The 8254-nt window shown below is 64.4% G+C and carries 6 protein-coding genes; 1 reads left to right on the forward strand and 5 read right to left on the reverse strand.

Features of this window, described 5'->3' with window-relative positions; all coding sequences use genetic code 11:
* Positions 1-752: 752 nt before the first annotated feature.
* The 3 genes from ABIV12_RS12540 to lipB all read right to left on the reverse strand — a co-directional run bounded on the left by ABIV12_RS12540 (position 753) and on the right by lipB (position 4783).
* Positions 753-2999, reverse strand: a complete 2247-nt coding sequence (locus ABIV12_RS12540; protein WP_348059780.1) for a carboxy terminal-processing peptidase — start codon at positions 2997-2999, stop codon at positions 753-755.
* 111 nt (positions 3000-3110) lie between these two features.
* The gene (gene lipA / locus ABIV12_RS12545) at positions 3111-4100 is read right to left on the reverse strand and encodes a lipoyl synthase (RefSeq protein WP_348059770.1); all 990 of its coding nucleotides are present in this window, start codon (positions 4098-4100) and stop codon (positions 3111-3113) included.
* Positions 4097-4783: a lipoyl(octanoyl) transferase LipB gene (lipB, locus tag ABIV12_RS12550; RefSeq protein ID WP_348059773.1), complete on the reverse strand. Its 687-nt coding sequence runs from the start codon at positions 4781-4783 to the stop codon at positions 4097-4099. The genes lipA and lipB overlap by 4 nt, the downstream gene beginning before the upstream one ends.
* Before the next feature lie 121 nt (positions 4784-4904).
* Here lipB and ABIV12_RS12555 point away from each other — a divergent pair, with 121 nt between their 5' ends.
* Positions 4905-6941 (forward strand): hypothetical protein, encoded by a 2037-nt coding sequence (locus tag ABIV12_RS12555; RefSeq protein ID WP_348059775.1) that lies wholly within the window; start codon positions 4905-4907, stop codon positions 6939-6941.
* A gap of 51 nt (positions 6942-6992) precedes the next feature.
* Here ABIV12_RS12555 and ABIV12_RS12560 read toward each other — a convergent pair whose 3' ends face one another.
* Both ABIV12_RS12560 and ABIV12_RS12565 read right to left on the reverse strand, forming a co-directional pair.
* Positions 6993-7283: a DUF493 family protein gene (locus tag ABIV12_RS12560; protein WP_348059776.1), complete on the reverse strand. Its 291-nt coding sequence runs from the start codon at positions 7281-7283 to the stop codon at positions 6993-6995.
* Positions 7284-7394: 111 nt separating this feature from the next.
* On the reverse strand, positions 7395-8254 hold an 860-nt coding region (locus tag ABIV12_RS12565; RefSeq protein WP_348059778.1), incomplete at its 5' end, for a D-alanyl-D-alanine carboxypeptidase family protein.

The raw sequence follows: 8254 nt of genomic DNA on the forward strand, positions 1-8254 counted from the left end.
CTACTCGTGGAACGACGGCGACAAGCCAGGGCATCCGCGCGGCGGTGAGGCGCAGGGATTGCGGGCGTACTTCCGATTTTTGCAACACAGATACGCCTGAAGCGGGCGGCGCGACAGTTGTCCGTCGACAACTGACGTCATTCCCGCGAGGGCGGGAATCGCTCGTCCAACGCAATCCACGTAACCCAGGGCCGGCATCGACGCCATTGCCGCGAAACCGGGAGCCGATGGCCGCCGCGATGAATCAAGCGCGATGGATCAAGATGGATTCCCGCTTTCGCGGGAATGACGGCTGAGGAGTGGACGTATCGCAGGCGAGGCTGCGCGTTCCGTTGGGCGACATGCTCCGTCATCGGCGCGGATGATTCGATGATTCGCAGCTGCTGGAACGATTCCCGCTTTCGCGGGAATGACGGCTGAGGAGTGGACGTATCGCAGGCGAGGCTGCGCGTTCCGTTGGTCGTCGTGCTCCGTCATCGGCGCAGACGATTCGATGATTCGCAGCTGCTGGAGCGATTCCCGCTTTCGCGGGAATGACGGCAGCCGAGGGGAGTCGCCGTATCGGAGGCGACGCTGCTCGCCGAACTGGCCTTCGTGCTCCGCCAGCGCCGATTCTCGATGACTAGCGGCTCTTTGGGCGATTCCCGCTGTCGCGGGAATGACGTCGTCAAGTCATGCAATGGCGTGACTGACTGAGGCGGGTGCCGCGCGAAAGGTCATTCCGCTCCACGCACCACCGCGCACCGATCGACTCAATTCACCTCGACGGGCACCGCCGCGCCGTGCGGCAACACGATCGCAGCGAGCTTTGTATCCGTGCGGATCAGTCCCACTTCATCCGCGACGATGTGCGCGGCTTCGTCAAGGACAACATCAGGCTTCGCTTTCTGTTCCTTCTCGCGCTTGATGTCGCTGGCAACACTGCGCTCGTCCGGCTGCAGGCCGTCGTCCTGAGGGGACGCCGGGTCCTTCGTTGCCTTCGCGCCAGCGGCGGCGACGCCCGTCACGACCTTGGTCGTGTCGGTGGTCGTGTGCTTTCCCGACGCATCGTCATTGACATCCGCGGTGACCTTCTCGACCGTCTTGCTCGCCGGATCGGAAGCGGGCGTCGCGGTTCCGGCGGTGAGGTCGCGGGCCTTGTGCTTGGCCTCCTGCTCGTCGCGCTCCTTGCGGCGCACGTCTTCGTTGAGAGAGATTGTCTTTTCGTCACGCAGCTTGCGCATGTCGGCGAGATCCGACTCGAAACCCTTCCACTCGGCGCTCTTGTCGGTGCGCTCCTTGTGCCGCTCGAGCAGCGTCGGAACGACCGGCTTGAGATCGGCCACAGGTGCATACGTTGCCGGCGGAATCGAGCTCCACGGCAGGGCGTTGTCGTAGCTCGATTCGCCGAAATCCTTTGCATCGACGGTCAGCGGAAAACTGATGTCGGGCGTGACGCCGCGCAACTGCGTCGAGCCGCCGTCGATGCGGAAGAACTGGGCGATGGTCATCTTGACCTCCCCGAACATCGGCTTCTCGCTGTGCGCAACCTCGTCGAGGTCGACGAGATTCTGCACCGTGCCCTTGCCAAAGGTCGGTTCGCCGATGATCACGCCACGGCCGTAGTCCTGGATTGCCGCGGCGAAGATCTCCGACGCCGATGCCGAGGCGCGATTGACCAACACGGCGAGCGGGCCGTCCCATGCCATTCCGGCGGCGGTGTCGTCGTTCGATTCGATCTGGCCGTTCGCATTGCGCACCTGAACCACCGGACCCTTGTCGATGAACAGGCCGGTGAGGTCGGTCGCTTCGGCGAGCGAGCCGCCGCCGTTGTTGCGCAGGTCGACGATGACGCCGTCGACCTTCTCCTGTTTCAGTTCGCCAAGCAGGCGCTCGACATCGCGCGTTGCGCTCTTGTAGTCCTTGTCACCGCGGCGGCGCGCATCGAAATCCTGATAAAAGGTCGGCAGGGAAATCACGCCGACGTGCCGGGTGTGATTCTCGCCCTTGATCTCGATCACCGATTTCTTTGCAGCCTGCTCCTCGATGCTGACCTTCTTGCGGGTCATCGAGATCATCTCGTGCTTGCCGTCGGTGCCACTCTCCGCCGGAAGTACCTCAAGGCGCACGATGGTGTCCTTGGTCCCGCGGATCTTCGCGACGACGTCGTCGAGACGCCAGCCGACCACGTCGACGATCGGACCGGTCGCGCCTTGTCCAACGCCGACCACGCGATCGCCCACCTTGATCTTGCCGGACATCGCAGCGGGACCGCCCGGCACGACCTCGCGGATTGCGGTGTAGTCGTCATCGCGCTGCAGCACCGCGCCGATGCCTTCGAGCGACAGCTTCATCGCGATGTCGAAGTTCTCGGCCGAACGCGGCCCGAGATAATTGGTGTGCGGCTCGATGGATGACGCATACGCGTTCATGAACGTCTGGAAGACATCCTCGCTGTTGAGCTGGCGAACGCGGTCGAGATAATTGGCGTAGCGCTTGTCGAGCGTTTCGCGGATGTCCTTGTCCGGCTTGTTTGCAAGCTTGAGGCGCAACCAGTCGTTCTTGATCCGCTTGCGCCAGAGATCGTTGACCTCTGCGTCGTCCTTGGCCCACGGCGCCTTTTCGCGGTCGTACTGGTAGCTCTCGTCGCTGGAGAAGTTGAAACCCTTCGCGAGTTCCGCGCGCGCGAATGCGAGCCGCTGGGCAACACGCTGCTCGTAGAGGTTGAAGATCGCAAACGGAGCGGCGAGATCCTGGTCGTAGATCGCGTCGTCGAGCTTGTCCTTGTAGACCGCAAACCGGTTGATGTCGGCCTCGGTGAAGAACAGCTTGTCGCCGTCGAGGGAATCGAGATAGCGCTTGAAGATCTGCTCTGACATCGCGTCATCGAGCGGTGTCGGCTTGTAGTGGAAGCGCGTGAGGAAGCGCGTTGCCCAGATGCCGGCCTCGCCTTCGGACGGCGTCGCCTTCAGCATCGGCGTTCCGGCATCGGCGACAGGCTTGGCGAACACCGGACCCATGAGGGACGTCAGGGCCACGGTGAGCAGGATCTTGCGCATCAGTTCTCTCCGCGTTTGCGGCAGCGCCAGTGCGCGCCGCGTCGAATGATCAATCAACAAAGCCATCAGGCCTCAGGCCACCTGAACAACGCCTGCCGCGTGGGCCATTTCGTCGGCGTGATAGGACGAGCGAACCAGTGGTCCCGACGCGACATGCTCGAAACCGATCCGGTAGCCCAGCTCCTCGAACGCCTTGAATTCGTCGGGCGTCCAATAGCGAAGAACGGGGTGATGGTGCGCGGTTGGCTGCAGGTACTGGCCGATCGTCACCATATCGACATCGTGGCGACGCAGATCGTTCAATGATTCCTCCACCTGTTCGAAGGTTTCACCGAGGCCCAGCATGATTCCCGACTTGGTCGGCACAGTCGGATGCTGCGCCTTGAATCGCTTCAGCAGATCCAGCGACCAGTCGTAGTCGGCGCCCGGCCGCACTTCGCGATACAGCGCGCGCGGAGTTTCCAGATTGTGGTTGAACACATCCGGCGGTTGGCTCGCGAACACTTCAAGCGCGCGCTCCATGCGTCCCTTGCCGCGGAAGTCAGGGGTGAGGATCTCGATGCGGATGTCCGGGTTCTCGAAACGCACTGCCCGAATGCAGTCGGCGAAATGCGAGGCGCCGCCGTCGCGCAGGTCGTCGCGATCGACCGAGGTGATCACGACGTATTTCAGTTGCATGTCTCGAATGGTGCCGGCCAGATGCGCCGGTTCCAGCGGATCGGGCGGCTTCGGCCGGCCGTGCGCGACATCGCAGAACGAGCAGCGGCGCGTGCACACCTCGCCGAGGATCATGAAGGTGGCGGTGCCCTTGCCGAAGCACTCGTGGATGTTCGGGCAAGAGGCTTCCTCGCACACGGTGACGAGACGGTTCTCGCGCAGTTTCGCCTTCAGGCGCGCGACGGCATTTCCGGGCGGAATCCGCACGCGGATCCACGACGGTTTGCGCAAGGTGGGGGCATCGGCGAACGCGGCGCGGTTGCGTGCGATCTTGTCCTCGCCGAGCTGCTTGTCCAGCGGATCGCTGGCGACAACGCTGAGGGGAATGATTTTGGCGTCGATCATGCGGATTGTGCGACGCGCGGAGCGTCGCCAATGGAAAGGAAAGGGGATTGCGCGTCGGAATATCGTGGCGTCAAGCCGAACTGCCGCGCCAGCTCGCCGACCAGGACCGTCTCGACTGCAGACAGCGATCCCGGCCCGCCCAAGTCTAGCACCTGGGTTACCGCGAGGCCCTCATAACCGCAGGGATTGATGCGGTGAAATGGCTGCAGATCCATCGCGACATTGAATGCGAGGCCGTGGAATGAACAGCCGCGTCGCACGCGCAAGCCGAGCGCCGCAATTTTCGCGTCGCCGACATAGATGCCGGGCGCGCCGTCGCGGCGAATCGCGACAATGTTCCAGGTGTCGAGCGTGTCGATCACCGCCTGCTCGATCCGGTTGACCAGTTCGCGCACGCCGATCTTCATCCGGCGCAAGTCGAACAGTGTGTAGGCCATGATCTGGCCGGACCCGTGATAGGTCACCTGGCCCCCGCGGTCGACATGCACCACCGGGATTTCCCCCGGTGCCAGCACGTGTTCCGGCTTGCCCGCCTGGCCGAGGGTGAACACCGGATCGTGCTCGAGCAGCCACAGCTCGTCGGCCGTATCCGGACCGCGCGCGTCGGTGAATGCCTGCATCGCGCGCCAGACCGGTTCATACGGTTGGCGGCCGAGGCGGCGGACGTCGAGGGGAAGAGGCATCGTCACGAGGTGGGGATGGGCGGGGCTTCCCACAATACGCGACGCGACGATGGCCGGATGCGCCGGAATTGGCGTGGTTATTGAGGTAGTCTGGATGCCACGGGCAAGGAAGGGGAGCGCCATGGTGATTCGGATATCGTTCGGGGTGATGGTAGTGGTTCTTGCGACGTTCTCGGCGCAGGCAACCGAAAGTGCTGCGCAGCACGGGACGCACGCGGCGGTCGAAAAAACCGGCGGCGACGAGCGCACAAACGCGTACCTCGAACGGTACCGGGCGAGCCAGCGAGCGCTTTACGACACGTTGTCGGGTGATTCCTCGCCGCAGGTGCAGGTGCTCGCCGGTCGCGCGAACCTCTCGGACCAGGACGCGTCCACGCCGTCGGCGTTGCGGCCCAAGCGCGCCGACGTGATCGCGCGCGCCGCGCAAGCGGCTTCCGAAGACGCATTCGTGCAGTGGATGGCGGTCTCGCAAGGCAGTTTCACCAGCAGCCAGTGCGGTGCCACCGTGTGGCCGGAAGCCGAAGTCGCGAACCTGGTGCGCCTCGAGCCCGATAACGCCGCGGCCTGGCAATTCGCGGTCGCGCTCGCGGCAGCACGCGGTTCACAGTCCGCCGTCGACGATGCACTCGCACAGATGGCGTCGGCTTCGCTCGCGGACGATCACTTTTCCGAAGAACTCACCGCCTGGCAGCGGGTTTACGCAGCCCATCCCGACCTTGCGCCATCGTACGGCGACCCTGACGAAGACGAGGGCGAATCGCCCCAACGCAGCGTTCTCGCACTGGCGCTCGCACAAGTGGGTAGCCGCAGCAACCCGGCGCTGTGGACGCTCGAGCGGGTGTGCAAGCCCGACGCCGAGCAGGAAATCACCTGGCAGCGCGCCGCGTGGTGCGCCGACGCGGCAACTGTTTTCGCGACACGCGGGACCAGCCTGGCCTTGCGTGGCCAGGGATTGAAACTGCTCGCCATCGTCGGCGACCGCAGCCCGGAAACCGCCGATTGGCAGCGCACGCAGACGTGGCTTGTCGCGAACAGCGCCAATCCTTCGGAGAACTATCGCGCGATGGAAGACACCGACGCGGATCGCGCATCCGACTGGCGCGGCGATGCGAACGACGTGGTCGCGACGGCGCGTCGACTCCAGCGCCTCGGTCAGCCGCTGACGGCACCGATCGGCTGGGTGTCTCCGGAAGATCAGCAGGCCAGCGACGAACGGGCGGCGCGCACGGTCTGGCGCGATTATCTGCGCACGCTCATCGACGGTATGCGCAGTGGCGGCGATGTCGACGCACAAGGCGCTGGCGCTGCGGCGGAATCGATCATCGCGCAACTCGATGCGATGTCGGGTAGCGACGCATCGGCACCGATGCCCACCGGCCATGACGCTTTGCCGACGCCTGACGCGAAGGCAGCCGCTGCACGCGCGCTGGTGGCCGCCGCACAGGCACATCCGGATCGCGTGCTCGTCCAGTGGCTCGCCGCCGCCTCGACCGATGACAGCGCGGAAGACCGTGCAGCCGCGGCTGCGAATATCCAGCGCGTCGAGCCCGACAATGCCGCTGCGTGGGCGCTGTCGCTGGGCGAGAACGACCACGACTCGCTGGCGCACGCGGCAGCCGGTACCCGCTTCGACAGCCACACGTCGGCGTTGCTGCGCGTCTGGCTCGATGCGGTCGCGGCTCATCCTGCGCTGCCCGGTCTCGCGGAAAGCCTCCGCAAGGTGGACCCCTCGGGCCGCGTGTATGACGACAAGGGTGCGCAGATCGTGACGGCGTCGACGATGGCCTTCAGCGCCATCGAAACGACGGCTCCGATGGCGGTATCGCGGGCGTGCGCCGGATCAGGCAAGGCCGTGACTGGCGTCGATCGCGAAGCCTGCATCGCCCTGGGTCACGTCATGCTGCGATCGGGAACGTCGATGGTGTCGGCCCTGTTCGGCGAAATGGTGTTGCGCAAGCTCGATGCGCTCGATGCGGCGGACGAAGCGCGCGCGGCGGTCGTCAAGCAAGGGCGCATGACCGTCGCATCGTTCGACGCGGATGCGTTGGCTGCCTATGTCCGCGATTACGTCGCTACTGGCAGTGAAATCGATGCACTGCGCAACGCGGCCGAACGTGTCGCCCCGTCGACACCGACGGAAGCGGCCAAGACCCGATGATCGCGGATGCTGTTGCGCGCACAAGGCAACAGCGCACCGTGGAAGGCGTGACTAAAGCGTCCAGCGAATATCCGGATCCGCCCGCAGCGCCTCGTGCGCCGCGTCGTACTTCTCGCGCGACGGGCAGGTGAAGCTCACCGCCACCGAGATGTAGTGGCCCTTGCTCGACGGGCGCACGCGGAGCGATCCGGCGAGCACGCTCAAGCCGACGCTGGTGATGATGTCGGGCACCTTGTCCTCGAGGCCGGCGGCAATCGGACCCATCGCGGTGATCTCGAACACGCCCGGAAACTGGAAACCCTGTTCCGGGTTTTGTGCCTGCATATCGTCGAGGTCTTTCATCCACGCATCCTCGTTTTCATGGAGCGCCGGCGGCGCGATCACTCCACATGGGATCGACACCCGCCGGACTCAATCGGCTGGTCCATGCGGGTGTCGAGCCACCGTCACGGGTCAATGAGCGGTTGGCGCTTCCGTCGACACATTCGCACCGGCATCGCCTTTCCACCACATCCACACCCCATCCGAAAAGCGCTTGAAGAAGCCGCCTTCGCCGCCATCGGACAGTGCGATCAACGGACGTTCGAACAACACCTTGTCGTCGAGCTTCACACGCAGCGTGCCCATCGGCTGGCCCTTCTTGAGCGGAGCCACGAGCCGTGCCGGCAAATCCAGACTGGCCTTGAGATCGTTGTAGCGACCGCGCGGGAACGTGACCAGCACGTCGTCGGCGACGCCGAGCGGCAGGGTCGCGATCTCGCCTTTCCACAGCTCTGGCGACGCGAGCGGCTTGCCGGCTTCGTAGAGTTTCTTCGTCTCGAAGAAACGGAATCCGTAATTGAGAAGTTCCTGGTTGTCGTCGGCGCGCTGTTTTTCGCTCGGCGCGCCCATCACCACGGCAATCAGCCGCTGGTCGCCGCGTTTGGCGGAAGTCGCCAGGCAATACCCCGCCTCCGCGGTGTGGCCGGTCTTGATGCCATCGACCGTGTCGTCGCGCCAGAGCAGCGTGTTGCGATTGTGCTGCTTGATGCCGTTCCATTCGAATTCCTTCACCGAGTAGATCTTGTATTCCTCGGGAAAATCGTGGATCAGCGCGCGTGACAGCAATGCGACGTCATGCGCCGTGGTGTAGTGGTTCGCGTTGGGGAGGCCGCTGGCATCGACGTAGTTCGTGCCGGTCATGCCAAGCTGCGCGGCGTACTGGTTCATCAATTGCGCAAACGTTTCCTCGGAACCCGCGACGTGCTCGGCCAGCGCCATCGCAGCGTCGTTGCCGGACTGGATGATCATTCCGGAAAGCAGGTCTTTGAGTG

Origin of the sequence: Dokdonella sp. (assembly GCF_039926425.1) — a bacterium.
In the GTDB taxonomy this organism is placed as follows: Bacteria; Pseudomonadota; Gammaproteobacteria; order Xanthomonadales; family Rhodanobacteraceae; genus Dokdonella_A.